Origin of the sequence: Bradyrhizobium sp. CCBAU 53340 (assembly GCF_015291645.1) — a bacterium.
Taxonomy (GTDB): domain Bacteria; phylum Pseudomonadota; class Alphaproteobacteria; order Rhizobiales; family Xanthobacteraceae; genus Bradyrhizobium.
The window spans coordinates 2574656-2600457 of the sequence record NZ_CP030055.1 but is presented as its reverse complement, the minus strand read 5'-3'; the positions used below and the strand labels follow the sequence as shown (position 1 = coordinate 2600457).

Annotated in this window: 21 protein-coding genes; 10 read left to right on the top strand and 11 right to left on the bottom strand. The window is 64.7% G+C overall.

Annotated features, from left to right (window positions below):
- Positions 1-29: 29 nt before the first annotated feature.
- The 5 genes from XH89_RS12135 to XH89_RS12115 form a co-directional block, all read right to left on the bottom strand.
- Positions 30-1913, bottom strand: coding sequence for a flagellar protein (locus XH89_RS12135; protein ID WP_194467279.1), 1884 nt, complete (start codon positions 1911-1913; stop codon positions 30-32).
- 20 nt (positions 1914-1933) lie between these two features.
- The gene (gene flgK / locus XH89_RS12130; protein ID WP_194467278.1) at positions 1934-3817 is read right to left on the bottom strand and encodes a flagellar hook-associated protein FlgK; all 1884 of its coding nucleotides are present in this window, start codon (positions 3815-3817) and stop codon (positions 1934-1936) included.
- A 34-nt stretch (positions 3818-3851) separates the two neighbouring features.
- On the bottom strand, positions 3852-5684 hold the full coding sequence (locus XH89_RS12125; RefSeq protein WP_194467277.1) for a flagellar hook-basal body complex protein: 1833 nt from the start codon (positions 5682-5684) through the stop codon (positions 3852-3854).
- Between the two features lie 192 nt (positions 5685-5876).
- On the bottom strand, positions 5877-6389 hold the full coding sequence (gene msrB / locus XH89_RS12120) for a peptide-methionine (R)-S-oxide reductase MsrB (RefSeq protein ID WP_194467276.1): 513 nt from the start codon (positions 6387-6389) through the stop codon (positions 5877-5879).
- Positions 6390-6477: 88 nt separating this feature from the next.
- Entirely contained in the window at positions 6478-7941 is a 1464-nt protein-coding gene (locus XH89_RS12115; protein ID WP_194467275.1) for an FAD-binding oxidoreductase, read from the bottom strand.
- Between the two features lie 93 nt (positions 7942-8034).
- Here XH89_RS12115 and XH89_RS12110 point away from each other — a divergent pair, with 93 nt between their 5' ends.
- From XH89_RS12110 to XH89_RS12095, 4 genes are all read left to right on the top strand, one after another.
- Entirely contained in the window at positions 8035-8571 is a 537-nt protein-coding gene (locus XH89_RS12110) for a histidine phosphatase family protein (RefSeq protein WP_194467274.1), read from the top strand.
- A gap of 50 nt (positions 8572-8621) precedes the next feature.
- Positions 8622-9047, top strand: a complete 426-nt coding sequence (locus tag XH89_RS12105; RefSeq protein WP_194467273.1) for a universal stress protein — start codon at positions 8622-8624, stop codon at positions 9045-9047.
- Positions 9048-9061: 14 nt separating this feature from the next.
- Positions 9062-9523, top strand: coding sequence for a hypothetical protein (locus XH89_RS12100; RefSeq protein WP_194467272.1), 462 nt, complete (start codon positions 9062-9064; stop codon positions 9521-9523).
- Positions 9524-9643: 120 nt separating this feature from the next.
- A protein-coding gene (locus XH89_RS12095) for an IS3 family transposase (RefSeq protein ID WP_194467271.1) occupies positions 9644-10818 on the top strand; the annotation gives its coding sequence in 2 pieces (ribosomal slippage) (positions 9644-9953 and positions 9953-10818; 1176 coding nt in all).
- Between the two features lie 257 nt (positions 10819-11075).
- Here XH89_RS12095 and XH89_RS12090 read toward each other — a convergent pair.
- Entirely contained in the window at positions 11076-11312 is a 237-nt protein-coding gene (locus XH89_RS12090; RefSeq protein WP_128958298.1) for a DUF1127 domain-containing protein, read from the bottom strand.
- Positions 11313-11498: 186 nt separating this feature from the next.
- Between XH89_RS12090 and XH89_RS12085 the strand changes: the two genes are divergently transcribed.
- Positions 11499-12842, top strand: a complete 1344-nt coding sequence (locus tag XH89_RS12085; RefSeq protein WP_194467270.1) for a PLP-dependent aminotransferase family protein — start codon at positions 11499-11501, stop codon at positions 12840-12842.
- Positions 12843-12845: 3 nt separating this feature from the next.
- Here the strand turns inward: XH89_RS12085 and XH89_RS12080 are convergent, their stop codons facing one another.
- Together XH89_RS12080 and XH89_RS12075 are read right to left on the bottom strand one after the other, a co-directional pair.
- On the bottom strand, positions 12846-13445 hold the full coding sequence (locus tag XH89_RS12080; protein ID WP_194467269.1) for a YdcF family protein: 600 nt from the start codon (positions 13443-13445) through the stop codon (positions 12846-12848).
- 65 nt (positions 13446-13510) lie between these two features.
- Entirely contained in the window at positions 13511-14098 is a 588-nt protein-coding gene (locus tag XH89_RS12075; protein ID WP_194467268.1) for a hypothetical protein, read from the bottom strand.
- Positions 14099-14158: 60 nt separating this feature from the next.
- On the opposite strand from XH89_RS12075, the gene XH89_RS12070 reads away from it, so the two are divergent.
- Positions 14159-14593, top strand: a complete 435-nt coding sequence (locus XH89_RS12070; protein ID WP_194467267.1) for a hypothetical protein — start codon at positions 14159-14161, stop codon at positions 14591-14593.
- A 4-nt stretch (positions 14594-14597) separates the two neighbouring features.
- Here the strand turns inward: XH89_RS12070 and XH89_RS12065 are convergent, their stop codons facing one another.
- Positions 14598-16997: an EAL domain-containing protein gene (locus XH89_RS12065; protein ID WP_194467266.1), complete on the bottom strand. Its 2400-nt coding sequence runs from the start codon at positions 16995-16997 to the stop codon at positions 14598-14600.
- A 105-nt stretch (positions 16998-17102) separates the two neighbouring features.
- Entirely contained in the window at positions 17103-18515 is a 1413-nt protein-coding gene (locus XH89_RS12060; protein WP_194467265.1) for an MFS transporter, read from the bottom strand.
- A gap of 225 nt (positions 18516-18740) precedes the next feature.
- Here XH89_RS12060 and XH89_RS12055 point away from each other — a divergent pair, with 225 nt between their 5' ends.
- Complete coding sequence (locus tag XH89_RS12055) at positions 18741-19964, top strand: MFS transporter (protein ID WP_194467264.1); 1224 nt, start codon at positions 18741-18743, stop codon at positions 19962-19964.
- A 76-nt stretch (positions 19965-20040) separates the two neighbouring features.
- Here the strand turns inward: XH89_RS12055 and XH89_RS12050 are convergent, their stop codons facing one another.
- On the bottom strand, positions 20041-20547 hold the full coding sequence (locus XH89_RS12050) for a ferritin-like domain-containing protein (protein WP_194467263.1): 507 nt from the start codon (positions 20545-20547) through the stop codon (positions 20041-20043).
- Between the two features lie 430 nt (positions 20548-20977).
- Here XH89_RS12050 and XH89_RS12045 point away from each other — a divergent pair, with 430 nt between their 5' ends.
- The 3 genes from XH89_RS12045 (at position 20978) to XH89_RS12035 (ending at position 25801) form a co-directional block, all read left to right on the top strand.
- Positions 20978-22060, top strand: a complete 1083-nt coding sequence (locus XH89_RS12045; RefSeq protein WP_194467262.1) for a YbhN family protein — start codon at positions 20978-20980, stop codon at positions 22058-22060.
- 111 nt (positions 22061-22171) lie between these two features.
- Positions 22172-24124 (top strand): hypothetical protein, encoded by a 1953-nt coding sequence (locus tag XH89_RS12040; RefSeq protein ID WP_194467261.1) that lies wholly within the window; start codon positions 22172-22174, stop codon positions 24122-24124.
- 129 nt (positions 24125-24253) lie between these two features.
- A complete protein-coding gene (locus tag XH89_RS12035) occupies positions 24254-25801 on the top strand; it encodes a DUF1800 domain-containing protein (RefSeq protein ID WP_246767814.1) in 1548 nt (515 codons plus the stop codon).
- Position 25802 lies beyond the last annotated feature (1 nt).

Genomic DNA, 25802 nt, shown 5'->3' with positions numbered 1-25802 from the left:
GGCATGGTTAACGGCGCCTTAATGCGCCCCTACAGGAACTTGACCAGCGAGAGCTGCGCGAGGTTGGCGGTCGTCTGATACGAGGCCTGCAGCGCATTCTGGAGCGACAGGATTTCGCTCGCGACCTGGTCCGGCGAGGCCGACTCCGCCTGGTCGATGATGGTCTGGAGCTGCGCCTTGGCCTGAGTCTGGCGCGTGGTCGCGTCCTTCATCGTGTTCTGGGCCATCGCGATGTCGGTCTGGATGTCCTCGACCTTCTGCTGCCCGGGCTGCGGCGTCAGCGCCTGCGTGGTGCGCAGGCTCAGCGCCGCGACCTGGCCGCCCGAATATTGCCCGGTCGGCGAGGTCGAGAACGTGCCGAACACGGCGATCGCCTGCAACTGATTGCGGATCGCGTCCTCGTCGGCCTGCGCGCCATATTGCACCGTGACGGAATCGTCGACCCGCGCCACCGCGGTCGAGCGCGCCGAGCCGGGGCCGTCATTACCCTGATACCATTTCACTGTCGTGGCCGAACCGTTCACCAGCGTCGTCGCCGAGGTCGCCGGCGAGGAACCGACCCGCAGCGGCGGCTGCGTCGCGCTGATCGGCGACGAGCTGAAGCCGAGCGCGCCAAGTGCTGCCGTTGCGCCGGCAGTCGAGCCCGAGATGCTCAGGCTCGACGCGTCGTCGGTGTTGATCGTGATCACGCCGCCATGAACGGTCGACGGCCTCGAGGTGCCCGTGATGGAGTCGATCTTGCTCAGCAGGGTCTGGATGCTGTCGGTGACGTTGAGCTGGTTGCCAGTGGCGCCCGAGGCGACGAAGGAGAGCGTGGTGCCGTTGACCGTAATGCTGTCGCCGGCGGAGAAACCGGGCGAGATCGAGTCCGAGGGGGCCGTGCCGGACAGTGCGGTCGCCCCGGTGATCGGCGCGGCCGGTGCCGCTTGGTTGTTGACGGGCGTGCCGATCGCCGAGCTCGCGGTATTGAAGAAATTGTCGCCGGCGGTCACGGCGGATGCCGCCACCAGCGAGGTATTGGCGAGCTTCTGGATCGCCGTGTTCAGCGCGGCGTTGAGATTCGTCGCGGTGTTGGCCGGGGTGGTCGTATCAATCGCGAAGCTGCCGGCCGGCGTCGGCGTCGCGGTCGTGGCGGTCAAATCGATCTGCTCGGTCGTGCCATCAGGCAGCGTGAATTGAACGCTGAGCTTGTCGCCATTGTTCGGATTTGTGCCGTTGAGGTCAACCGAGAACGACACCGGCGAGCCGCTCGGGCCGGTCACTGTCGCGCCCGTCAGCGTCGAGGAGACCGCTGCGATCTTCAACCCGAACGGCGATCCGGCGACGTCTTCCGACACTTTCACCGAGCTCGCCGTCGGCTGTGTCTGCAAGAGCCGCCCCATGCCGTTGGCGCCGAGGTCGGCCGCCTGGCGCTCCGCCATCACGGTCTTGAGGCCCGCCAGCGTGGTGGTGCCGTTGATGATGTCGCCGGCGTTCGCGACCGATTGCGTGTTGACGGCGGTTCCGGAGAACAGATAGCGGTTGCCCGACTGGGTGTTGAGGACGCCGACCATCGAGCCGAACTGGGCGGCGGCGGTGTTCTGCGCGACCGTCTGGCCGTTGACGTTGAGATCCTGCGAAGTGCCGGCGGACCCGGTCTGCACCGTGTTGCGGATCGTCGTCAGCGACTGGAGCGCGGTGTTGGCGAGGTTGATGTTGACGTTGACGTTGGTGATCGTGTCGGTATACGCGGCGATGTTGGACAGCTGCGCGCGCGAGGCGATCGCAAAGCCTTCGTTGGCACCCATCCCCGAATAGTTCTGCGACAGCTTGCCGGTCGAGAGCTGGGTCGACAGGTCGGTGAGCTGCTGATTGATGTTGCGGATCTGCGCGCCGAGAATCGACGAAGAATAGTTGATGCTGCTGATCGACATGTTTCAGAGCCCTGTACTGGTTACGCTTGAGCCTGGAGCAAGGTGTTCATCATGGTCTGCACCACCGACATCACGTGGGCGTTGGCGGCATAGGCATTCTGGAGCTGGATCAGGTTCGACATCTCCGAGTCCAGATTGACGCTGGAGGTCGAGTTGAACTTGGCCTGGAGCGTCGAGACCACGACGCTCTGGCCCTGCTGCAGCTGGGTCGCCTGGGTCGAAGCATTGCTCTGCACGCTCAGGAACTGCTGCAGGTAGTTCGAGACGTTGCCGCTGAAGGGCTGGCTCGACGAACCGAGCCCGGTCTGCGGCGAATAGGAGAACACCGCCGTCGTGAGCTGCGAATAGAGATAGTCCGAGCGCGTGGTATCGCCCGCGGGCGTCGCCGGCGAGGTGCTGTAGACCGACAGCTTGCTCGGATCGGTGACCAGCGACGAGTTGACCGCGATGCGCCCGGCAAGGCCGGTCATCTGCGAGCCCGCCCCCGTGATCGCGCCGGTGTAGAGCGTGGTGCCGCCGTCGGTGAACAGCGGCAGCTGCGGATTGCCCGAGGTCAGCGACGAGATGGTCTTGGAGATCGAGGACGAATTGACCTTGGCAAGGCCGGTGCCATCATCGGTGATCCGCAACGTCGTGGCGGTCGCCGGCAGCGGGGCTGCGGAGAACGAGAGGTGCACACCAGAAAGCGCGGTGTTGAGCGCCGAAGCGATCGCACCCATGCCGCCGGAGAAGTTCACCCCGACTCGCATCGGGTTGGCGTTGGCAGCGTTCTGGAGCGGCAGCGCCGTCGGATCGGTGACGTTGACCAGCGTGATCTGGCGCTGCGTGTTGGTCGTCGTGTCCGTGTAGGTGATGTTGACCGCGTTGCCCGGCGCCGCTCCGGCGAGATCAACGTCGAATCCGGCGGGCGGGCCGGAGACGGCGGTGCCTGCCGTGGTCTTGTCCGACAGCGCGCTCGACATCGTCGCCGCGAGCTGGTCGACCTGGTTCTGCGCCTGCACCAGCGTCTGGTCGCGCAGCTTGAGATCGGCTGCGATCTGACCGGAGGAGACGACGTTGTTGGCGACGACGTCGATCGAAGAGCCGTTCGGCAGCTTGATGTTGAGCGCGCCGACACCGGACTTGGTCGGATCGACATTGTAGAGCGAGGTCGCAGAGAGCGCGCCCGCGGAGGTGAAGGAGAATTGCGAGGCGAGCCCGGCGCCGACGAGCTGGATGCCGGTGGTGGTGTAGATGTTGGCCTGGTTGGATCCGTCGGTGGTGACTCGGACGTCGACGAGTTTCGACAGCGTGTTGATGGCCTGGTCGCGCTGATCCATCAGCGTTGCCGCGGTCGGATCGGTCGAAGCCAGGCCCTGGAGCTTGGTGTTGATGTCGGCAATCTGGTTCATCGCCGCGTTGGCCTGCTGCGCCGAGGTGCCGAGATCCTGCTCGACATTGGAGCGCAGCGACTGGATGCCCTTGGTGGTGATGTTGAGCTGCTGGGCCAGCGCCTGCGCAGCCCCGACGGCGACCGTCTGCGCCGACGACGAGCCCGCACTCGTCGACAGCGCCTGAAGCGAGCTGGTGAAATTGTTCAGCGCGGTCTCGAGCGTGCCGCTGCCGCCGGGGTTGCCATAGACATTCTGGAGCTGCTTCAGAATGTTGGCCATCTGGTCGGCGTAGCCGCTGCCGCCGGTCTCGGTGCGCAGCTGGTTCAGCACATAGCTGTCGAGCTCCCGGCTGACGCCGGTCGTCATCGCCGTCGAGCCGAAGTCGCCGGTGGTGATTTCGATCTGGTTCGGCGTCTGGGCGACGTAACCCGGCGTCTGCGAGTTTGCGACGTTCGAGGACGTGATCGAGAGCGCGGCCTGGTTGGCACGCAGACCGCTCATCGCACTGGCAAGGGCTGAACTCAAACCCATGTTACGGCCGCCTTATGGTTACGTTACGCGCCGATCAGCGCAACACGTTCAAGAGGTCCTGCACCATCGAATTCGCGGTCGTGATCACCTTGGTGTTGGCCGAATAGGCCTGCTGGGTCACGATCAGCTTGGTGAATTCGTCGGCGATGTCGGTGTTGGATCCTTCAAGCGACGAGCCGCTGATGGTGCCCGAGGCACCGTCGATTGCCGGACCCGACTGGTCGGTCACCGCGTAGGCGCCGCCGTCCAGCGCCTTGAGATAGTTGGTGCCGTTGAAGTGCGACAGCGACACCTGGGCAAGGTCGAGATTCTGGCCGTTCGAGAAAGTGCCGACCACGAGGCCGTTGTTGTTGACGGCAACCGAGCGGAGCTGACCGGCGGCGTAGCCGTTCTGGGTGATGGTGTTGATGGTCACGGCGCCGCTCGTGCTCGCAAATTGCGTCAAGCCGCCGGAGGAGATGTTGAAGGCCACCGAGCCGAGTGACTGGCCGCTGACGCTGACGTTGTTGATGGTGATGCCCGAGCCGCTCGGCGTGGACAGCGAACCATCGCTGGCAAACGTGAAGGTCTGGCCGGTATTGACCCAGCCGACCGTCGTGCCGGTCGCGTTCGGGTCAGTCTGGTAGAACAGGTTCCAGCTATCGGTGTGTCCGGTGCCCAGTGCAGCGCTGTCGGTCTTGGCCCAGCGCAATTGCAGGTTCACGGGCGTGCCGGCCGCGTTGTAGGCCGTCACCGCACCGCCGCTGATGGATTCCTTGGTGAACGTCGAGATGTCGTTGCCAATCACCGTGCCCGTTCCAGCGGTGCCGCCGCCGCCGCGCGCCTTGGTCACCGGGCTCGTGAATCCGAGCGCGGAGAACGCAGGCGCCGAGCTCGTGACGCTGAGATCCTGTGCCGTGCCGGTGTGCAACGTAATTGCGCCGGTGGAGGCATTGATGGTCGGCGCCACGCCCGTGGCGGCACCGATCGCGGTGAGCAGGTTGCCGACGGTATCGTCGGCGCGGACGTGGGTTGCGTCCTGCAGGCCGGTACCGGCCGCGGTGATGGTGATTGTGGTCGCCGGAGCAGTGCCGACGGTAATGGTATCACCGGCAACGAAGCTGGTGGTCAGCGAGTCGCTCGGCGAGGTGCCCGACAGCTTCGTCGCAGCGGTGATGGCGGCCTGCGGCGTGTTCTGATTGCTGACGGACGTGCCGGTAATGGTGGCGTCCGTATAGGGCGCTGCCGGCGTGCCGACCGGCAGCGGGTTGGCCGAGAAGTCGGACGGATTGAGACCACCATTGGCTACGAGCGAACCGGTGGCCGCGGTCGAGCTCGCCACCGTGTTCGGCTGGGTCGGCAGGTTCGCCGCATACTGGATCGCGGTCGTCGCCTGCGCCGGGACAAAGTTGTTCTGGAATTTCAGCACCGTCGCCACGTTGCCGGTCGGGTTGCCGGTCTTCGGATCGACCGTGACGCCCATCAAATAGTAGCCGGCACCGTTGACCAGGTTGCCGTTGGCATTGACCTGGAAGTCGCCGCGACGGGTGTAATAGGTGACGCCGTTGAACACCGGCACATTGTCGACCACGCCGGTTGCCTTCTGCACCGAGAAGAAACCGTCGCCGGTGATCGCCATGTTGGTGGCGACGCTGGAGGAGGAGATCGTGCCCTGCGTGGTGATGGTCGCCTGGGCATGCGCGGTGACGCCGCCGGCGACCTGCTTGCTCGGCACGGAGGCGTCGGGGATGAGATCCTCGAAGCTGGTCCCGATGCCCTTGTAACCGGTGGTGGACGAGTTGGCGATGTTGCCCGAGATGTTCTGAAGCGCGTAGGACTGCGCCTGCAGACCGCCCACCGAGGTGTTCATTGCATCGAAGATACCCATAAACTTTGTCTCCAAATCCGGTCTCGGCGGCAGGTCGACCCATGGCCGCAGTCGGGGACACAGTCGCAAGGCCTATGCCAAAGCTTGTATCCTCATAAAATCAATGGCTTAAATAGAAATGCCCCGGTCGGACGACCGGGGCATAATTGCCGGACCGGCAACAATTGCCGGGGAAAACACTTCAAATGACGCCTACGTCGCCGACGGCCCCGCGGGGTGGAACACCAGCCCGAAACCGTCGATGCAATAGCGCAGTCCGGTCGGCTTCGGACCGTCGTCGAAGACGTGCCCGAGATGGCCGCCGCAGCGCCGGCAGTGTACCTCGGTGCGCACCATGCCGAAGGTGCGGTCCTCGGTCTTGCCGACATTGCCCTCGATCGGCTGGTAGAAGCTCGGCCACCCCGTGCCGCTCTCGAATTTGGTCTCGGACGTAAACAGCGGCAGGTCGCAGCCGGCGCAGGCGAAGACGCCCTTGCGGTGCTCGTTCAGCAGCGGGCTGGAGCCGGGCCGCTCGGTGCCCTCCTTGCGCAGGATCTCATATTGCTGCGGCGTCAATTGCGCGCGCCATTCGGCGTCGGTCTTCTCGATCTCGAATTTCTGCGCGGTCTTCTCTCCAGCCTGGGCCGGCGTTGCCCTCAGCCAGCGGAAGGCCGAAAGCCCAAACAGGCCGGCGACAGTCGTTAGCAGGATGCGGCGGTCAAACATCTCATTCTCCGTGCGCGGGGACCACGCCCTGAGATACGGGCTCTAACGGTCAACGTTACACGTTCAGGCGGAATTTTTCTTCCCCACCTTACTGCGAAACGCCCTGCTCCTGATCGGCCGGTTCCACCTCCTCCGTTGCCGTCGGCTGCTGCGGCGCAGGGGCCACCCGCGGCCGAACCCCTGAGGGCTGATGGCGCGGACCGGTGCCGGCGGCCCGGTTGGCCTCGGCCAGCCGCGCCTCGCGTTCCCTGTCCTTCACCCGGACCCGCTCGCGGTAGCGGGCGAGCGACCCTGCGGCGGCGGAACTCGCCCTGCCCCAAAGGCCGACTAATTGGCCCGCGACCCGCCCGGTGGTGCCGCCCGCCCAGACCAGTTCGAACGGCGAGAACAGCTTCCAGCGCTCGTCGCCCGAAAGGATGCTGCGCGCGATCAGCTGTCCGGCCATCGCCGAGGTGTTCATGCCCTGGCGCCCAAACCCGCTCGCCACCCACAGGCCTTTGCGCAATTGGCCGATCTGCGGCATGCCGTGCACGGTCTGGCCGGTGGCGCCGCCGAACGTCTCCGATATCTCGACATTGCCGAGCTCAGGGAAAATCGATCGGATCCTCCGCCTGATGGCACCGGCAAAGCGCTGCGGACTCGCGGCCCAGGTGGTTTCCGGGCTCTCCCACATCAGGCGGTCGCCATCGACGACACGGAAATGATCGACGCCGTCGGAATCCATCACCGAGCCCTTGAAGGCGATGAACTCGTGCAGGCGCTCGCCGAGCGGCGCAGTAATACCGGCATAGCGCCAGACCGGCAGCAACGTCTCCGACAGCCGCCGCAACGGCGCGCCGAGATGGATATTGCCGGCGAGCACGATGTGGGTGGCGCGCAGCCGTGCCGAAGGCGTGACGATGCGTTTACGGATGCCGGAATGATCGATGCTGACAACAGGCGTGTCCTCGAAGATGCGCGCGCCGGCGCGCCGCGCCAGTGCCGCGAGGCCATGGACATATTTGCGGCCGTCGACCTGGAACGCTTTGGGATAATAGACGCCGTGGAAGTAACGATCGGTCTTGAGCGCCGCGCGCACGCGATCGACCTGCCAGCCTTCGGCCTCGGTGTCGAAATCCTCGTTCAGCATCTGCAGCCGGCTGATCAGCCGATCTCCGGCATCGACATTGGAGACCTCGAGCACGCCGTCGGTGAGGCCGATATCAGGCATATTTTCTTCGGTGGCGTGGGTCCGGACGAACTCGGCGCCCTCCTTCGAGAGCGCCCACAATTCACCGGCGTCCTCGAAGCCGATGCGCTCGATCAGCTCGGCGAGCGGCAGCGCGAAACCCGGCATCACGGTGCCGAACTGGTTGCCCGAGGCGTTCCAGCCGATATGGCGGCCCTCGAGCACCGCGACGCTGGCCCCAAGGCGGGCCGCTTCCAGCGCAACGGAAAGGCCGGCGAGCCCTGCCCCTATGACACAGATATCGGCGTCAAGATCGAAGGACAGCCGGGCGCGCTCGCGGAAGCCGGCTTCTTCCTGGGACACGCTTGTGAAAGTCTCGCTCATGTCGTTTTCTTAAAATACCGAGCAGGCGCTTGTCACCTTGTCCTCAATGGCCGCCTGTAGATTATTCAAGACGTGGAACGATTCGAGAATGCCATGCGCCGTTTGATGTTGCTGCGTCACGCCAAGACCGAGACTGACGCGCCGAGCGGCCGCGACCAGGACCGCCGCCTCGACGACCGCGGCCGCCGGGATGCCGCCGAGATGGGCGACTGGATCGCCACCCATCCGCCCGTCCCGGAGATGGTGCTGGTGTCGCACGCCGTTCGCGCCCGGCAGACCTGGGACGTCGCCTGGCAGGCGATGAAGGACCGCGTCGCAGCGCCAGAGGTCGATATCCTGCCGGAACTCTACGGCGCCGATCCCGCGCAGATTCTCGAAACCATTCGCACTGCAACCATCCCGGCCGACCCCAGGCGATTGCTGCTGGTCGGGCATAATCCCGGCATGCATGAGGCTGCCCTGATGCTGACGGGCAGCGGCGATCGGGCCAGCGCCAAGGCGCTGACCGACAATCTTCCCACCGCGGGGCTTGCGATCCTGGACTTTGACGTCAAGGATTGGGGTGACGTGGCCTACCGCCACGGCAAACTGGTGCTGTTCGTGAGCCCCAAGCTGCTTCGACTGGGATGAGCGCGCGACGTACCGGGAAAACGTGCTGACTGGAAGATTTGGAGGCGCAGATGTTCAAGTCCATTCTCGTGCCCATCGACCTCGCCGACACCGACCTGGCGAAGCCCGCGATCGAAACCGCGGCAACGCTGTCGCAGAACTGGAACGGATCGATCCGGCTGCTCAACGTGCTGCCGATGACACCGGTGATGCTGGCCGAATACGTCCCGGCCGATTTCGACGAGCAGCAGCGCCAGACCTCTGAAGAGGCGCTCGCCATCGTCGCCCGTGAATCCGGCATCGACCCCGCCCATATCTCCAGCGTGGTGCGCCAGGGTGGCATCTACCACGAGATCCTGGAGGAAGCCGCGCACATGAAGGCTGACCTGATCGTGATGACCTCGCACCGGCCGGCGATGCGCACCTATTTCCTCGGCTCGAACGCCGGGCATGTGGTGCGCTACGCCAAGTGCTCGGTGCTGGTGGTGAGGCACTAAACGGGAGCCAAGGCGTGAAGCAATTCTGGCGAAGATGGACCTACGAGGTCCCGCTCGCGATCGGCGATGCGCTGTGGGAGGTGCTGGTCGTGCAACTCGCCGCGCTGCTCGACCGGCTGACGGTGCGGAAGGCCATCGCCTTCATCCCCGTCATCATCCTCATCGCAGCCTACTATCACAGCATCCCGATTCCACCGGAGTTGATGCTGATCGGCGATTTCCTCGCCTATATCGACATCTTCTCGGTGCTGTTCCTGCTCGGCGTGCTGAGCCGCATCACGACGATCATGTTCGTCGTCAAACAGGCGGCGGCGCGCATCGCCGTGCTCGCGGGCAGCGTCACAGCGCGGATGCAGCGCCTCGATATCAGGCATGGGCGCCAGCGTAGCACTCCGACGCGTCCGCGCCGCAAGCCTAGCGCATCTGAGGACGATAGAGCCTATGGCAGCGTATGGGGCGAGGTCGCGTTCGCTTGATCGCGGTGATGCGGTTCCAGCTCTCACCAAGCCGTCATTGCGAGCGTAGCGAAGCAATCCAGAAATTGAGCCTCCCCTAAATCGGTGGACACCTATAGCTTAGGCAGCGAGAGGTGTCAGATGGCGAAACGGCGGCGTCGGTCCTATTCGGACGAGTACAAGCGGCAGGCAGTTGATCTGGTTTTGTCGAGCGGCCGCTCGGCGAAGTCGGTATCGAAGGAGCTCGGGCTTGACGGCTCCGTGCTCAGCCGATGGGTGAAGGAGCGGAGCACGGTGGTAGCCGGCGGCAGCGCTGCGGCGCCCACGTCGCAAGCGGCGGTGCCGTCGGCGGACCAGGCTGACGTGATCGCACGGTTGCAGCGGGAAAACGAACAGTTGCGCATGGAGCGCGACATTTTAAAAAAGTCGATCGCGATCTTTGCTGGACCCCGGACATGAGGTTCCGCTTCATCGAAGATCGCCGTGCGGACTATCCGGTCCAGATCATGTGCCGTGTGCTCGGCGTCTCGCCCGCGGGCTACTATGCCTGGCGGTCGCGGCCGGAAAGCCCCCGGGCCGCTGCCAATCGAGAGTTGTTGGAGGACATCAAGCGGGTTCATCGCGACAGCCATGGCCGCTATGGCAGCCCGCGCATCCATGCCGAACTCAAAGCCCAGGGCCATCGTGCAAGCCGTGGCCGGATCGAGCGGCAGATGCGCCACCACGCTGTTCGGGCCGTCTCGGCCGGGCCGCGACGATGCCGCACCACCGACAGTGGGCATGGCTTCCCGATCGCGCCGAACCTGCTCGGCCGGAACTTCTCGGCCGCCATGCGCAATCAGATTTGGCTCGCCGACATCACTTATGTCTGGACCGGCCAGGGATGGTTGTACTTGGCCGCCATCATGGATTTGCACAGCCGCCGTATCGTGGGGTGGGCGATGGACGAACATCTGCGCGCCGAACTACCGCTTGCCGCATTGCGGATGGCGATCAAGGGACAAAAGCCCAGCGCCGGTTTGATCCATCACTCCGATCGCGGCACTCAATATGCTTCAACCGAGTACCGCCAGGCGCTGCAAGCCGCCGGCTTCCGGCCGTCGATGAGTCGCAGAGCCGATTGCTACGACAATGCCCCGATGGAAAGCTTCTTCCACGTGCTGAAGACCGAGCTGATCCATCACTGCCAATATGCAACCCGCAATGACGCAGAGCGCGACATCTTCACTTACATCGAGGGCTTCTACAACAATCACCGCAGACACTCGGCCATCGGCTATATCAGCCCAGCCGAGATGGAGCTAAAATCGGCTTGATCCCCGTCCACTTTTTTGGGGGAAGATCAAAATGCATCCGCGGAGACACCCTGGATTGCTTTGCTGCGCTCGCAATGACGATGTTGAGGCAGGCGTTCGCCAAAGCAGCAGTCTCGTGCCCCGGACGCTGCGCAGCACGAAGTGATGCGCTGCAGAGCCGGGGCCCATGCATCCACGTATCGTGTGGCTTCTGGGTCCCGGCTCTGCGCCGCAACGCTAAGGGCGTTGCAGCGCGCCCGGGACACAGAGGAGCAAGCTCACAGATACCGCGTCAGCTCGGCCTTGAACTGACCGTAGACCGCATCCTCGATTTGGCTGCGGTTGATGCCGATGTCGCGCAGGGCGCGGTCGTCGAGCTCGTTCAGCGTCTTGACGGCGGAGCGGCGCTCCAGGCGGTCGAACAGCGCGTAAGCGGCATTGACGAGCGTGGCAAAAAATCCGCTCGAGGAGGATGGGCGTAAACTCCGCCCGGCAGTTTGCGAGATCGTGGTCATGTTTCTTCTCCGGCCTTGTGTCCCGCGCGGCGAAGCAGGTGCCGTTGGCGCAAACGCTGGAAGCGCCTGCACCTCATTTGCCGTCGGATTGCTCTCGCTCACCTCGGCTCAATCGCGGAACTTGATGGAACTTAAATGCTCCAGTACATTGCTCGGAGCAAGGAAAACATTGCTCTCGGTGCAATAATGTCCAAGTTCGAGTACGTGAAGCTTGCGGATGCCATTGCCGCGGATATCGCTAAGGGTACGTTAAGACCCGGCGACCGGCTGCCGCCACAGCGCAATTTTGCCTATGATCGCGGCATTGCCGTTTCGACAGCCAGCCGGGTTTATACCGAGCTGCTGCGCCGGGGCCTCGTGGTCGGCGAGGTCGGCCGGGGCACCTTCATCTCCGGCGACATCAAGCGCGAGGTCGAGACCATCGCCGAGCCGCATGACGCGCGGATCAATTTCGAGGTCAATTATCCGTTATTGCCGCAGCAATGGGCGATGATCGCCAAGAGCCTCGCCGGGCTCGAGCGCGTCGACGCGCTGGAAGCCGTGCTGCGCTCATCGACCAGCACCGGCACCAAGAGCGCACGCGTTGCTGCCGCCGCCTATCTCGCGCGCAAGGATTTCGCGCCGCAGGCCGAGCAGATCGTGTTCACCGCAAATGGCAAGCAATCGCTCGCCGCCGCGCTCGCCGCGCTGGTGCCGACCGGCGGCCGCTGCGGCGTCGAGGCGCTCAGCTATCCCTACGTCAAGAGCATCGCCGCACGGCTCGGCATCACGCTGGTGCCGATCCCGATGGATGAGTTTGGCGCGCGGCCCGACGCGATCCAGAAGGCGCATCGCGAAGCGCATCTATCGGCGCTGTATCTGCAGCCCATCATCCAGAACCCGCTTGGCGTCACCATGAACGTGACGCGGCGCGCCGACATCATGCGCGTCGCCGAGAAGCTCGATCTCACCATCATCGAGGACGCCGTCTACGGCTTCCTCGCCGACGACACGCCGCTGGCGGCGCTGGGGCCGGATCGCTGCATCGTGCTCGACAGCCTGTCCAAGAAGGTCGCGCCAGGTCTTGCGCTCGGCATCCTCGTCGCGCCTCCTCGTTTGCGCGAGAGCATGATGAGCGCGGTTCGCACCGGTGGCTGGATCGCCTCGGGCCACGCGCTCGCAGCAGGGCAGCGGCTGATGGCCGACGGCACCGTCGCCGAGTTGACGCGGCTGAAGCGTATCGACGCCGCACGCCGCCAGCAGACCGCGGCGCGGCTGCTCGCCGGTTACCAGATCGCCGCCGACGCGCGCTCCTATCATCTCTGGCTGACGCTGCCGCCGCACTGGCGCTCGCAGACCTTCGTCGCCGCGGCCGCCCGCCGCGGGATCGCACTGACGCCGTCCTCGACCTTCGCGGTGGCGCATGGTCACGCCCCGAATGCGGTGCGCCTTGCGCTCGCTCCGCCCTCGTTCGAGCAGCTTGATTCCGGCCTGCGCACGATCGTCTCGCTGCTCGGCACCAAGGAGGAGGATTTCGACTCGACCGAGTAGCCCTCAGGGCTCCGGCCATTCGGCGATAAAGCCCTTCGCCTTGTAAGGCTCGATCTTGTCCCATTCGTGCAAGACACGTCGGCGAAACTCGGCATCGGTATGCCAAAGCGAGCGCGGCGTGGCAAAACTATCGACGGTGAGCAGCAGCTTGGTCACCTCGGGCCAGTGCCGGTGCAGCGTCATCGGATAGCGGCGCGCAGTCCAGGTGTTGCCGAGGCAGATCACGCTGCGGATGTTATGCAATCCCAGCGCCGCATCGATGACAGGCAGCGAGAAGATCACGTTCTCGCCGGTGTTCATCGCGCGATGCTCTTCGAGGATCCGGTCCGCCGGAATGCCCGAAGCGACCATTGCCGCCTTGATGATCGCGCACTCGGATTGCTCCGAGCCCGGTGTGACACCGCCGCTGACAATCGACCAGCGAAAAAGGCCCTCGCGCCAGAGCCGCGCGGCCGTCTCGACGCGCAGCGTAACATCCTCACGGGTGCCGAACAGAAACAGCAGATCGGCCGGCCGGAGCCGCGTATCGATCAGATGGGTGCGATTGATCTCGGCGATCTCTTCCGCCGTCGGCAGGCGCGTGCTGCGATTCATTGATGTCATCGTGGCACGATGCGAGACGGGCGCGCGGCAGCGAAGTCAATTTTGATTGCGACTGATTGCAAGCGCTACGGCAGCAAGCCAGCCGGCAGCCGATCGAAACTGTAGCTGCGCGGCTGGTTGCGTCGGACGAAGCCGCCGACCTGCCAGGCGAACAGCGCGGCAAAACCGAGGATGAACAGCACGCCGGCGAATTCGCCAATCATCAGCGCGCGGATCAGAAGCCCGGCCATTGCCACGGCCAGCAGCGCCAAAAACGCCAGCACCAAAGCATAGGTCTTGGCGCCGAGGCCGGCGGTCAGCTCGGCCCGGCTGCCGGCCTTGGCCATTCGCGCGTGCAGCGCGACGATGAAGTCGCGAAATCCATTGTCCTGCGGCGCCATCAGGGCCGCCGTCTGCCAGCTCGTCGACAGGATCGCGATTCGACTGCCCTTGACGTGGCTGACATCGGCGCGAAAGCGGTGCTGCTGCATCGAGACGGGGCGGAACGACAGCCTGATTGCACTGATCTCGTCATATCGCCAGAGGCCGGAGCGGCCGGCAATGTGCCAGGACAACCCCTCGTCAGTCAGCTCGAAGCGATGTGCCGAGCCGATCAGCGAGGCCTTGTAGGCATAGCTCGTGACCGATCCACCCTGCCCGTCCAACACCTGCATCGCTCAATCCCGTTCGCGATCCGCTTGCGCGATCGCCCCCGCCCATCCTACAAACGAAGCATGGCTGAGACGACCTATTTTCCGCGCCGCCTGATTCTCGGCGCCGCCGCGATCGCGGGTGTGCTGCTCGCGCTCGCGGTGCACATGCTGGGTGCGCGCTACGGGCTCGACCTCGGCGGCCTCTGGCGCGCCGACCCGCACGAGTTCATGCCGACGGGCGCGGCGATCGCCTGGTGGCTGATCGCATCAGTCGGATTCTCTGGCGGCTATTTCACGGCGACATTGATGCAAAGCGCCGTCTCCGGCCAGATCCCGCAGCGGATGCGCCAGTTTCTGATCGCGGTCGGCGTGCTGCTGCTCGCCGGCGCAGGCCAGGCCGCCTCGGCGCCGAGCCCGGTTCCGACCATCTCAGGCGTGCTCGCGGGCCTCGCGGCGCTGTGCCTCGGCGCCGTGATGGCCTTTTGCGGCGCGCATTTTGCGCTGCGCCGCGGCTAGCGCCTTACGCGGAAGCGCGCAGTCGCGGGCGATCCAGCATCATTGCGACATCGCAGGCCGGCCGCGGCTGGCTGAACAGGTAGCCCTGGGCCTGGGTGCAGCCCTCGCGCCGGAGCAGCTCGAGCTGTGCGTCGTTTTCGACGCCCTCCGCCGTGGTGACGATGCCGAGGCTGCGGCCAAGGCCGGTCACGGCGCGAATGATGGCCACCGAATCCTCGCGCGTGGCAAGCTCCGACACGAAGGAGCGGTCGATCTTGATCTTGTCGAAGGGGAAGCTGCGCAAGTAGCTCAACGACGAATAGCCGGTGCCGAAATCGTCGAGCGAGATCCGCGCCCCCATGGCGCGCAGCTCGTGCAGCGTGGTCAGCGTCGCCTCGCTGTTCTGGAGCAGCACGGATTCGGTGATCTCGAGCTCGAGGCGACGCGCCGCGAGCCCCGATGTCTCCAGCGCCGCGGTCACGGATGCGATCAGGTTCGGATTCCTGAACTGCACCGGCGAGAGGTTGACGGCAACGCCGACGTCGTCGGGCCAGTTCGCAGCATCCGCGCAGGCACGATGCAACACGAGCTCGCCGAGCTGGACGATCAGTCCGGTCTCCTCGGCGAGCGGAATAAAGTTGATCGGCGAGATCAGGCCGCGCTGCGGATGATTCCAGCGCAACAGCGCCTCGAAGGCAACGACCCGATCGCTGGCGACGTCGCGGATCGGCTGATAATAGGGCTGGAATTCGTTGCGCTGGAGCGCCGCCCGAAGATCCATCTCCAGGAGGCGCCGGGCCTGCGCGCGCGCGTCCATGCCGGTCTCGAAGAAGCGATAGGTGCCGCGGCCGTCGGCCTTGGCGCGGTATAGCGCCAGGTCGGCATTTTTCAGCAGCTCGTCGGGATTGCTGCCGTCCTGCGGCGACAACGAAATGCCGATGGAGACGCCGATCACGATCTGATGGTCATCGATCTCGTAAGGCGCAGAGATCACCTCGACGAGGCGGCCGGCGAGCGCCCGCGCGGCAGCCTCCTCTGAGCGGCCGATCTGCACCACGGCGAACTCGTCGCCACCGAGGCGGGCCACGGTGTCGTGCTCGCCGACGGTCGCTTTCAGCCTGCGGCCGACCTCCTTCAGCAGCGCATCGCCGATCGGATGACCGAGAGAGTCGTTGATGTCCTTGAAATGGTCGAGGTCGAGACAGAGCACCGCGAGTTGGTCGTTGGCCGCCGCCCGGCGTAGTCCCTGCTCGAGCTGCTCGTGGAACAGCACTCGGTTCGGCAGATTGGTCAGCGCGTCATGGCGCGCCATGTGCGAGATCTTGGCCTGTGCCTCCAGCCATTCGGTGATGTCCTCGAAGGTGGCGACCCAGCCGCCGCCCTGCATCGGCTGGTTGACGACGCGGATCGAGCGGTCGAACCTGGTCACGACGTCGGTTGTGGTGCGGCCTTCGCGGGCGTCGGCTACGAGACGCGCGAAGAATCCGTCGGCGTCGCCCTTCCACTGACCGCTGGCCTGCTCCTCCCTGAGCACGTCGACCAGCAGGCGGCCGGTGAGCGGCATGCTGGTGCGACGGAGCATGGCCGCGTAGCGTTCGTTGAACAGGATGATCTTTCCGTCCGCATCGAACATGCACAGCCCCTGCGACATGTTCTCGAGTGCGGTGTCCAGCACGATCTGCTGACGCCCCAGTTCCCCCTTGGCGCGGCGGTCGAGCAACGCCGCGACCAGCGCGATCGCGATGATCGCCACCGCAGCGCCGGCGGTGAGGAAGGGCATCGAGGCAGGCGGGATCGACAGCCCGCTGATTGCGAGCGATGGATCCGGCGTCAACTCCAGCGCGCCCATTGCAGTGAAATGGTGTGAGACGATGGCAACCGTCAGCAGGATCGTCGCAGCAAGGGCGTTGGACAGGCTATCGCCTCGTCCTGCGACGAACAAAGCGCACGATCCAAAGACGATGCCGAGCAAGATCGATACCGCGACGGTTCCGGCGGTCCAGCCGACATGGGCAGGAATCTCGAATGCCATCATACCGGTGTAATGCATCGCTGCGACACCGCCGCCGACGACAGCCCCACCAAGCGCGATCAGGGCTCCCTGCCTCGTCGAAACCGAAATGCTGAGACCGATGAAGGTGACGGCGATCGCAAAGATCAGCGAGAGGATGGTGACGGGGATGTTGTAGGCACCACCGGCGCCCGGCCCATAGGCCTGCATCGCGATGAAATGGGTCGCCCAGATGCCGCAGCCGGCCACGACGGCATCGAGCGTGATCCATACTAGGCGAGCACCGCCGCTCGTCGCCCGCGCGCGGTGAAACAGGCTGATTGCCGCAGCGCTCGCGAGCAGGCACACCGCGCCGCCGAGTGCGACCAGGCGCCAATCATGCTGGTTCGCGAGACAAAACAGAACTTGATACATTGCCGGCCCCTATTCCATCAGGCACTAGAGCCGGCAGAGATGGACAGTCGGTAACCGGCTATGCGCCGGCTCCCGGAATGGTGAACAGAGGATGTGCGTGGCTGCTCACATTGCACGCGTCGGCGCTCGTGCACCAAGGCCGATGACGGCGGCCGCGATCAGCAGGACAGCCGCCGATAGGATGAGCGCCTGGTGGAGGCCGGCCATGAAGGCCCCCTCGGAGGCGATCAGCGAGCCGAACAGCGCGACGCCAAGGACACTGCCGGTCTGCCGCGTCGCATTGAGGACACCCGCGGCGATACCGGAGCGCGCCTTCTCGACACTGCCGAGCAAGGTCGAGGTCAGCGGCGGCACCAGCAAGCCAAGTCCGCCGCTGATCGCGATCATCTGCATGATGATCGTCCAATAGCGCGTTCCGGCCTCGATCCAGACCAGGCCGAGGCAGCCGAGCGCGGAGATACAGGTAGCGATGACGATGGTCGGGCACGGGCCGATGCGTTCGGCAAGGCGCGGCGCCAGCAGATTGACCGGCAATACGGCGCCCATCATCGGCACAAAGGCAAGACCGGTCCACCACGCCGACAGCCCGTTGATCCGCTGGAAATACAGGCTGAGCACGAAGATCAGGCCGTAGATCGCAATATTGACGAGAAGGCCGACAATCGTGGTCAAGGTAAACAGTCGGTGACTGAATAACGACAGCGGCAGCATCGGCTGCGCCGTGCGGCTCTCGCACCAGACAAACAGTGCCGCGAGGACGGCCGAAGCCACAAATGCCGCGATCACGACAGGATGCTTCCATCCGAGCGCGCCGGCTTCGATGATCGCGCCGGCGAGCGATCCGAGCGCGCCGATCGCGGCAAGCTGGCCGGGCAAATCGATCTCACGCGAGCGCGCCCGCGTGGTCTCGCTGGCGTAGCGCCAACTCAACCACAGCCCGGCGAGGCCGATCGGAAGATTGACCAGGAAGATCGCGCGCCAGCCGATCAGCGTGATGAGCGCGCCGCCGACGAAGGGACCCGCGGTTAGCGCCAGGCTCGCACCTGCAGCCCAGACCGCGACGGCACGGCCACGCGCGCGGTCGTCGGCATAAGCGTGGTTCAGCAGCGCCAGCGAATTCGGCACCAGGATCGCCGCCGCGAGCCCTTGCACCAGGCGCGCCCCGATGAGCACGATGGCATTGGGGGACACTGCGCAGGCCAGCGAAGCCGCGGTGAAGATCGCGAACCCTGCCATGAAGATGCGCTTGGCGCCGATGCGGTCGCCGAGTGCGCCGGCGGTCAAGATGAAGGCGGCAAAGGCGATCGTATAGGCGCTCACCACCCATTGCAGCTCGGCAACGCCTCCGCCGAGAGTCCGGCCCATGGCGTCGAGCGCCGTGTTGACGATGGTGATATCGAGCTGCACCACGCCATAGCCGAGGCTCATTGCCGCGAGCGTGAGCGAAGATGCAGCCGGCGCGCCTCGCGCGTTCGATGCTTTCGGAAAGGATTGCAGCTGAAGAAATTCTGCCGGCATGATCCACCTCATATTTGTGGGTGAAACGTCACCGTTAGGCTTTCGTTGCGGAACCATGCTTCGGTCGCGATCGAAACGTCATCGCGCAATGGCGCCCTGTGTTGCGAAGGCACAGAAGCCGCGTAACCGTGCCCGCCATGCAAGTCTCATCCGCTCCAGAACATGGGAACAACGCGAGCTTGCTTCGTGTTGGGTTCCCCATGTTGTCTTCGGAGTGGCGAACGCATGGCAAGAGTTGGCAACACCTCGATTCATTCAGTCTCGAGATCGGAGTTAAGCAAGACCGCAACCATTGCGGCTGTCGGCTGCCTGATCGGTGCATTGTTCGCCGGCAGCACGGTCGCAACTCCGCTCTACGTCATCTACAAGCAGCAGCTGGGTTTCTCCCAGATCACGTTGACCCTGATCTATGCCGTCTACGTCGTCGGAAATCTGACCGCACTCCTGATATTCGGCCGGATGTCCGATCAAGTCGGGCGGCGGCGCACCGCGATCATTGCCATCGGCATCGCCGTCGTGGGCGCGCTCGTGTTCCTGTTCGCACACGGTGTCGCCTCGCTCTACGTCGCACGCGTGTTGAGCGGCCTTGCAATCGGGATCGGCGCAGGGACCGGCACTGCGTGGCTTGCGGAACTGATCGCCGAGCGGGATCGCTCGCGCGCCACCGTGATCGCGACGATCGCGAACTTCACCGGCCTTGGTCTCGGCGCAATGGTCGCCGGCCTGCTCGCCGAATATGTCACGCAACCGCTGCGAACGCCGTTCATCGTCTATCTCGCAGTGTTGGTTGCTGTCGCGGCCCTTCTCACCTTCGCCCGCGAGACGGTCAATCGTCCCCTGGCCGCCTTCACGCAGCTGTCGATACGGCCGCGCGCCAGCGTTCCGTCGTCAATACGGCCTCAATTCGTCGCGCCGGCAGTCACGGGGTTCGGCGCCATGGCGCTCGTCGCCTTTTTCGCCGCGCTCGCGCCGAGCGTGCTCGCCAATGAGCTGCATGTCACCAGCCACGCGATCGCCGGAGCGATCTTCCTCGAGCTTGCTTCTGCCGTTGCAGCCGTCATTGCCCTGACGCGGTCGATATCGAGCCCTGCCGCGATGCTATGGTCGCTCGGCCTGATGTTGCCGAGCCTTGCCCTGCTCGTGACCGCCCAGTTCGCGGAATCGCTCGCGGTCATGATCGTGGCGACCGCGACCTGCGGCGTCGCGGCGGGCCTCGGCTATCGCGGCAGCCTGCAGGTTGTGAACCAGATCGCACCGGACGATCGCCGCGCCGAAGTGGTCTCGGCCTATTTCATCTGCTGCTTTCTCGGCAACGCGCTTCCCGTGATCGGGATCGGCGTCCTTTCGACCGTGATCAGCTCGACCGTGGCGAGCCTGGTCTTTGCGACGACGATTGCAGTCTTTGCGATGGTTGCCCTGGTGTTCGGCCTGAAGTACCGGGCCAGCTAGACGCGGCCAAAAAAAGAGACGCCGCGCGCCATGCGCGGCGTCCCTTGCGGGGAGTATCTCAGGGAGTAGCTCGCGGTCAGCTTGCCGCGCGCAGGTTGACCTTGCTCTCGGCAAGCGTTGTCAGCTTCTTGTCGGTCGCCTTCTCTTCCTCGAGCGTCTTGGCGAGCACAGCGGCACAGTCGCTGCGGCCAAGCTGCTTGGCCCAGGCGATCAGGCTGCCGTAGCGGACGATCTCGTAATGTTCGGCCGCTTGCGCCGCATTGATCAACGCCGCATCGAGCACGGCCTTGTCCGCCACTTCGCCGGCGGTCGCGTCGGCCTCCTCGATGATGCCGTCGATCGCGGGGCAGTCGACCGCCTTCGCCTTGACACCGTGCATCTTGAACACTTCCTCGAGCCGCGTGACGTGCTGCCTGGTTTCCTCGAGGTGCGTCAAAAAGCCCTGCTTTAGCTGCGGATCGGTCGTCTTATCGGCCATTTTCGGCAACGCCTTTGTGAGCTGCTGCTCGGCGTAATAGATGTCCTGCAGCTGATGCACGAAGAGGTCGTTCATGGTCTTGATGTCTTTTGTGAACAGTCCCATCGTTCCGATCCTCGCGGGTTTCGGGAACACGACGGCACCGGCTTGCGCAAAAAGCCGCTTGTTTCGCCGTGTTCGGTTGCTGATGGGGCGCTAACCTGCGCGCGGCGCTGTCGTTCCAAAGAAAGCCTACAGGCGCTTGCGCTGGAACAATGCTTGCGCGCGCGGGATCTGAGACCATCTGAACATAAGGGCACGCGATCGAAGCTTGGCTCTCGACTCACATGCTTAACGCGCGCTCGATGTGAACCACGTATGACAAAAACAGCCGATCCGGTGCAGATCCCGCCCTTGTCAAGGGCTGCACAAGTCGCTGTTTTTGCCTTAATGAGCTACAAAGATGCCTAGCGATCGGCGCCGGTTTTTGGCAACGATCACGCCCGACCTGCCAACGGCCCGATCGGGTCGGTTTTGCCCCCCGCCGGGAGGATGAATGCACGGACTGCTGCCCGCGCTGAAACGCGGCTTCAAGAAATGGATCGGCTGGCGACGGCTGGGAATTGCCGCGAGCGTCATGATCATCGCCTTCGCGGTCACCACGCTTGTGCGGACCCTCCATGGCATCGACAGGGGTGCCATCCTCACCGCGCTGACCGATATCCCCCGCGGCAATATCGGGCTGGCGGCGATCTGCGTGTTCTTCGCGTTCTGTACGCTGACCTTCTACGACTTTTTTGCGCTGCGAACGATCGGCAAGAAGCACGTTCCCTACCGCATCGCAGCGCTGTCGAGTTTCACGTCCTATTCGATCGGCCATAACATCGGCGCCACGGTCTTCACCGGCGGAGCGATCCGCTTCCGGATCTACTCTGACTACGGCCTGAACGCGATCGATGTTGCCAAGATCTGCTTCCTCTCCGGCCTGACGTTCTGGCTCGGTAACATCTTCGTGCTGTCGATCGGCATGGCCATCCATCCGGATGCAGCCTCCTACATGGATCAACTGCCCTCGTCGATTAACCGGCTAATCGCGATCGGCGGCCTTGCCTCCATCGTCGCCTATCTGGTCTGGCTCAGCATGGGCGAGAAGCGCCGCGAGCTCGGCCAGAAGGGCTGGAAAGTGGTGCTGCCGTCGGCGCCGCTGACGCTGGTGCAGATCCTGATCGGGGTGGTCGATCTCGGCTTCTGCGCCCTTGCGATGTACCTGCTGATACCGGCCGCCCCCCCGATCGATTTCCTGTCGCTCGCGGTGGTATTCATCCTGGCGACGCTCCTGGGCTTTGCCAGCCATGCCCCGGGCTCGATCGGCGTCTTCGACGCCGCCATGCTGGTGGCGCTGCCGGAATTCGGCCGCGAGCAGCTGCTGGCGACCCTGCTCGTCTTCCGCATTCTCTATTTCGTGATCCCGTTCGGCCTCGCCATCTCCATCATGGGCACGCGCGAGCTCTGGATGAATGTCGTCCAGCCCTGGCAGGAGCGGCGGCGGCTGGCGGAAGCCTGCGCGCAGGCCAATCTGCCCAAGCAGGTGACGGCAATGGAGCATGAGCGGTCGTTGCGCCAGGCCAGCAAACGTTAAGACCGGCCTGCGATCACGCTGGCGGCCCGTAAAAGTGGCAGACAAAGGTTGCAGGCAAGAGAGCGATGCTCTCTTATTTCCGCCTCAACTTTGCCGTTGAAGACGCGGGCCATGATCCCTGTTTCCCTTCGCCGATTTTGTGCGGGCGCCCTGCTGCTGGCCGGGCTCCTCGCTATTTTGCCGCCTCAGCCCGCAGCCGCCCAGGATGCCGGCGCCATGCAGATCAATTGGGAGGTTCGCAACCGCTTCCGCCTGTTCCGGGAGGAGCGCGACTTCCTGCTCCATGTCGAGAATGCGCGTAACCGCAGCATCCTTGCCGCCGAGCAGTCGCTGGAGCTGCAAAGCGAGGGCCGCGGCTGGGCCCGCAACATGGTCAACCGGCTCTGCATCGACCTCCAGGGCCGGGTCAACCAGCCATGCACCCGCGATAACGTCAAAGAGAACTACATCACCCCGATCGATCACCCCATCACCGTGCGCCTGACCGGCGCGGTGCCGGTCGGCGCCACTTGCGCCTGGTCGTTCGACGACGGCGACGGGCCGCAAACGTCGACCTTCGACTGCGCCGAGCCGATCAATCTGCGGGTGCGCTACGGCAAGCAGACGGTGGCGAGCGTCGACGTCTCCTCCGGCTCCGATCCGGCTCAGCGCGTCCAGACCGAGATCCAGGTCCGCGACATCTTCATCGCCGGCCTCGGCGACAGCATCGCCTCCGGTGAAGGCAATCCGGATCGTCCGTTGGCCCTGTCCGACGAGGGCTTTTGCTTCCGCTCCTATCTCGGCACCGCGGGCGGACAATATTACCGGCCGAGCCGCGCCGGCTTCAAGGGTGGCCGCGCCTGCGAGGCGCCGGATACGCTCGCGAACTGGCAGCATTACAGCGCGCTCTGGTTCAACTCGCCCTGCCACCGCTCGCTCTACAGCTACCAGGCCCGCACCGCGCTCGCGCTCGCGGTGCGCTACACCCATATCGCCGTCACCTATCTGCCGCTCGCCTGCACCGGTGCCAGCATCAGCGACGGGCTGCTCGGCTCGCAGCGCGCCCGCGAATGCCCGCCCGGCAAGAGCGGCGTCTGCAACACCAGTGTGAATGCGCAGGTCGACGAGCTGCGCGAGGCGCTCACCGCCGCCAGGAAGCGCCAGCCCGATCGCACGCTCGATCTCGTGCTGCTATCGATCGGCGCCAACGATGTCTATTTCTCCGGCCTCGTCGCCGACGTCATCGTCGACACCGCGACCGAGCGCGCACTGTTCCGCCGCTCCGGCGTGATGGCGAGCGTCGACGATTCCCGCGATGCGCTCCAGCGCGAGCTGCCGAAGAATTTCCTCAAGCTGCGCGAGGCGCTGAAACCTTTGGTCGGCGGCGATCTTTCGCACGTGGTCTATGTCTCGTACGCCAATCCGGCGCTGGCCGATGGCGGCGTGCCCTGCCGCGGCGGCCGCGCCGGCTTCGACATTCATCCTGCCTTCAACGCTGACCCGCAGCGTCTCGCCCGCGTCTCGACCTTCGTCGACACCGAGTTCCTGCCGCAACTGAAGGGGCTTGCCACTTGCACGCGCGGCGCGCTGTGCCGCGATCCGGAAGCCGACCGCATGACCTTCGTCGATGCACATCAGGCCGCGTTCGCCGATCATGGCTTTTGCGCCCATTCCGGCAGCGATCCCGAATTCGACCGCACCTGCTTTGCCGAAAACGGCCAGAGCTTCAATCCTGATATCGTCAGCGCGGCGAGCCAGCCGATGCTGTGCGGCCGCGGCGCCTCGGAATATCGCGCCTATCTGCCGCGCGCACGCTGGATTCGCGACGCCAATGACAGCTATTTCGCGGCGATGACCTATCCGCAAGGCCTGCCCGCGGCGAGCCAGCCAACCGACATCCACGATGCGACATGGGGCGTGCTCTCGGCCGTCTATGGTGGCGCCGTGCATCCCTCGGCCGAAGGTCACGCCGCGATGGCGGATGCGACGCTGCCTGCCGCAAGCGCCGTGCTCGGCCTCGACGCCGTGCCGCCGAACGTCACGCGCGGATTGCTGGCTCCGTTGCTACCGGGCGTACAGCGATAGCCGACAGCGCGGGAACCGAACGCCGCTCGCCGAAAATTGATGGCGCCGCCGTCAAGTGAGTCCATTCTATTCAGGGCGGGTTCAGCCGACCGGCGCATGATGCGCACACATCATGGTGCGGGACCGATCGTGGATAGCAGAAGCGGATATCGTCGGCTGCGGTGGTCGCGCCTTGCGACGCTCGTGGCGCTCGCCGCAGGCCTGAGTTCGAACGTCTCTCGTGCTGACGATCTAAATCCGCACGATCTCGCCTTGCTCGATCGGCTGACCTTCGGCGTGAGCACTTCGAGCGCCACGCACATGCATGGCATCGGCGCCGAACGCTGGCTCCAGGAGCAACTCCATCCGGCCGGCAATCCGGCTGTGCCCGACGCTGCCAAGGCGCAGATCGAGGCAATGCCCGACGTCCACAGCTTCCCGTTCGACATTGCTGTCGCCTTCGAGCAGCAATCCAAAAGCGCCAACCAAGTCGTCGACCCCGAGCAGAAGAAGGCCGCGCAGCAGGTCTTTCAGCAGGCGATGAACGAGCGCGCCAAGCAGGCCGCGGCGCGCACCATCCTGCGCGCGCTCTACGCGCCCGACCAGCTGCGCGAGCGCATGGTCTGGTTCTGGTTCAATCATTTCAACGTCCACCAGTACAAGTCGAACCTGCGCGTCCTGGTCGGCGACTACATCGACCACGCCATTCGTCCCAATTCGCTCGGCAAGTTTCGCGACCTGCTCGCGGCGACCGTCCACCATCCCGCGATGCTGCGCTATCTCGACAATGCCGACAACGCCGCCGGCCATCTGAACGAGAACTACGCCCGCGAGATCATGGAGCTGCACACCATGGGCGTCGGCTCTGGCTACACGCAGGCCGATGTCGAGGCGCTGGCGAAGATCCTCACCGGGGTCGGCATCGACACCAGGCCGGAAGACCCGAAGCTCAAGCCGGAACTGCAGTCCCAGCTCGTGCGCGAGGGCGCCTTCGAGTTCAACCCGTCCCGTCACGACTACAGCGACAAGATTTTTCTCGGTCACACCATCAAAGGGCGCGGACTCGCCGAGGTCGACGAGGCCATCGACATCCTGGTGCGCCATCCGGCGACTGCAAGCCATGTCTCGCGCAAGATCGCGACCTACTTCGTCTCGGACAATCCGCCGGAAGCGCTGGTGCAGCGGATGGCGCAAACCTTCAAATCAACCGACGGCGACATTGCCTCGGTCCTCGCCGCGATGATCCATTCACCCGAATTCGAGGCTGCGCTGAAGCCCGGGACACGTTTCAAGGATCCCGTGCAATACGTGCTCTCTGCGGTCCGTCTCGCCTATGACGACAGGGTGATCCTGAACACGGCGCCGATCCAGGGCTGGATCAATCGGCTCGGCGAGGGCCTGTTCAACCACGAGACGCCTGACGGCTACGCCCTGACCTCAGCGTCGTGGAGCGGCCCCGGTCAGATGATGGTTCGCTTCGAGATCGCGCGTCAGATCGGCTCAGGCTCATCCGGCCTGTTCAAATCCGACGGACCGAACCCGATCGAGCAACCCGCGTTCCCGCTGCTGCAGAACGCACTGTATTTCAACGGCCTTCGCAAGACGCTCGGCCCGGCGACGCTTGCATCGCTCGACAGGGCCATTTCACCGCAGGACTGGAACACGCTGTTCCTGTCGTCACCGGAATTCATGCACTGAG

Excerpts from the sequence above, each read along its gene's own strand:
- XH89_RS12135 (WP_194467279.1), bottom strand. The coding sequence starts at position 1,913 with ATGTCGATCAGCAGCATCAACTATTCTTCGTCGATTCTCGGCGCGCAG.
- flgK (WP_194467278.1), bottom strand. The coding sequence starts at position 3,817 with ATGGGTTTGAGTTCAGCCCTTGCCAGTGCGATGAGCGGTCTGCGTGCC.
- XH89_RS12125 (WP_194467277.1), bottom strand. The coding sequence starts at position 5,684 with ATGGGTATCTTCGATGCAATGAACACCTCGGTGGGCGGTCTGCAGGCG.
- msrB (WP_194467276.1), bottom strand. The coding sequence starts at position 6,389 with ATGTTTGACCGCCGCATCCTGCTAACGACTGTCGCCGGCCTGTTTGGG.
- XH89_RS12115 (WP_194467275.1), bottom strand. The coding sequence starts at position 7,941 with ATGAGCGAGACTTTCACAAGCGTGTCCCAGGAAGAAGCCGGCTTCCGC.
- XH89_RS12110 (WP_194467274.1), top strand. The coding sequence starts at position 8,035 with ATGCGCCGTTTGATGTTGCTGCGTCACGCCAAGACCGAGACTGACGCG.
- XH89_RS12105 (WP_194467273.1), top strand. The coding sequence starts at position 8,622 with ATGTTCAAGTCCATTCTCGTGCCCATCGACCTCGCCGACACCGACCTG.
- XH89_RS12090 (WP_128958298.1), bottom strand. The coding sequence starts at position 11,312 with ATGACCACGATCTCGCAAACTGCCGGGCGGAGTTTACGCCCATCCTCC.
- XH89_RS12085 (WP_194467270.1), top strand. The coding sequence starts at position 11,499 with ATGTCCAAGTTCGAGTACGTGAAGCTTGCGGATGCCATTGCCGCGGAT.
- XH89_RS12080 (WP_194467269.1), bottom strand. The coding sequence starts at position 13,445 with ATGACATCAATGAATCGCAGCACGCGCCTGCCGACGGCGGAAGAGATC.
- XH89_RS12075 (WP_194467268.1), bottom strand. The coding sequence starts at position 14,098 with ATGCAGGTGTTGGACGGGCAGGGTGGATCGGTCACGAGCTATGCCTAC.
- XH89_RS12070 (WP_194467267.1), top strand. The coding sequence starts at position 14,159 with ATGGCTGAGACGACCTATTTTCCGCGCCGCCTGATTCTCGGCGCCGCC.
- XH89_RS12065 (WP_194467266.1), bottom strand. The coding sequence starts at position 16,997 with ATGTATCAAGTTCTGTTTTGTCTCGCGAACCAGCATGATTGGCGCCTG.
- XH89_RS12060 (WP_194467265.1), bottom strand. The coding sequence starts at position 18,515 with ATGCCGGCAGAATTTCTTCAGCTGCAATCCTTTCCGAAAGCATCGAAC.
- XH89_RS12055 (WP_194467264.1), top strand. The coding sequence starts at position 18,741 with ATGGCAAGAGTTGGCAACACCTCGATTCATTCAGTCTCGAGATCGGAG.
- XH89_RS12050 (WP_194467263.1), bottom strand. The coding sequence starts at position 20,547 with ATGGGACTGTTCACAAAAGACATCAAGACCATGAACGACCTCTTCGTG.
- XH89_RS12045 (WP_194467262.1), top strand. The coding sequence starts at position 20,978 with ATGCACGGACTGCTGCCCGCGCTGAAACGCGGCTTCAAGAAATGGATC.
- XH89_RS12040 (WP_194467261.1), top strand. The coding sequence starts at position 22,172 with ATGATCCCTGTTTCCCTTCGCCGATTTTGTGCGGGCGCCCTGCTGCTG.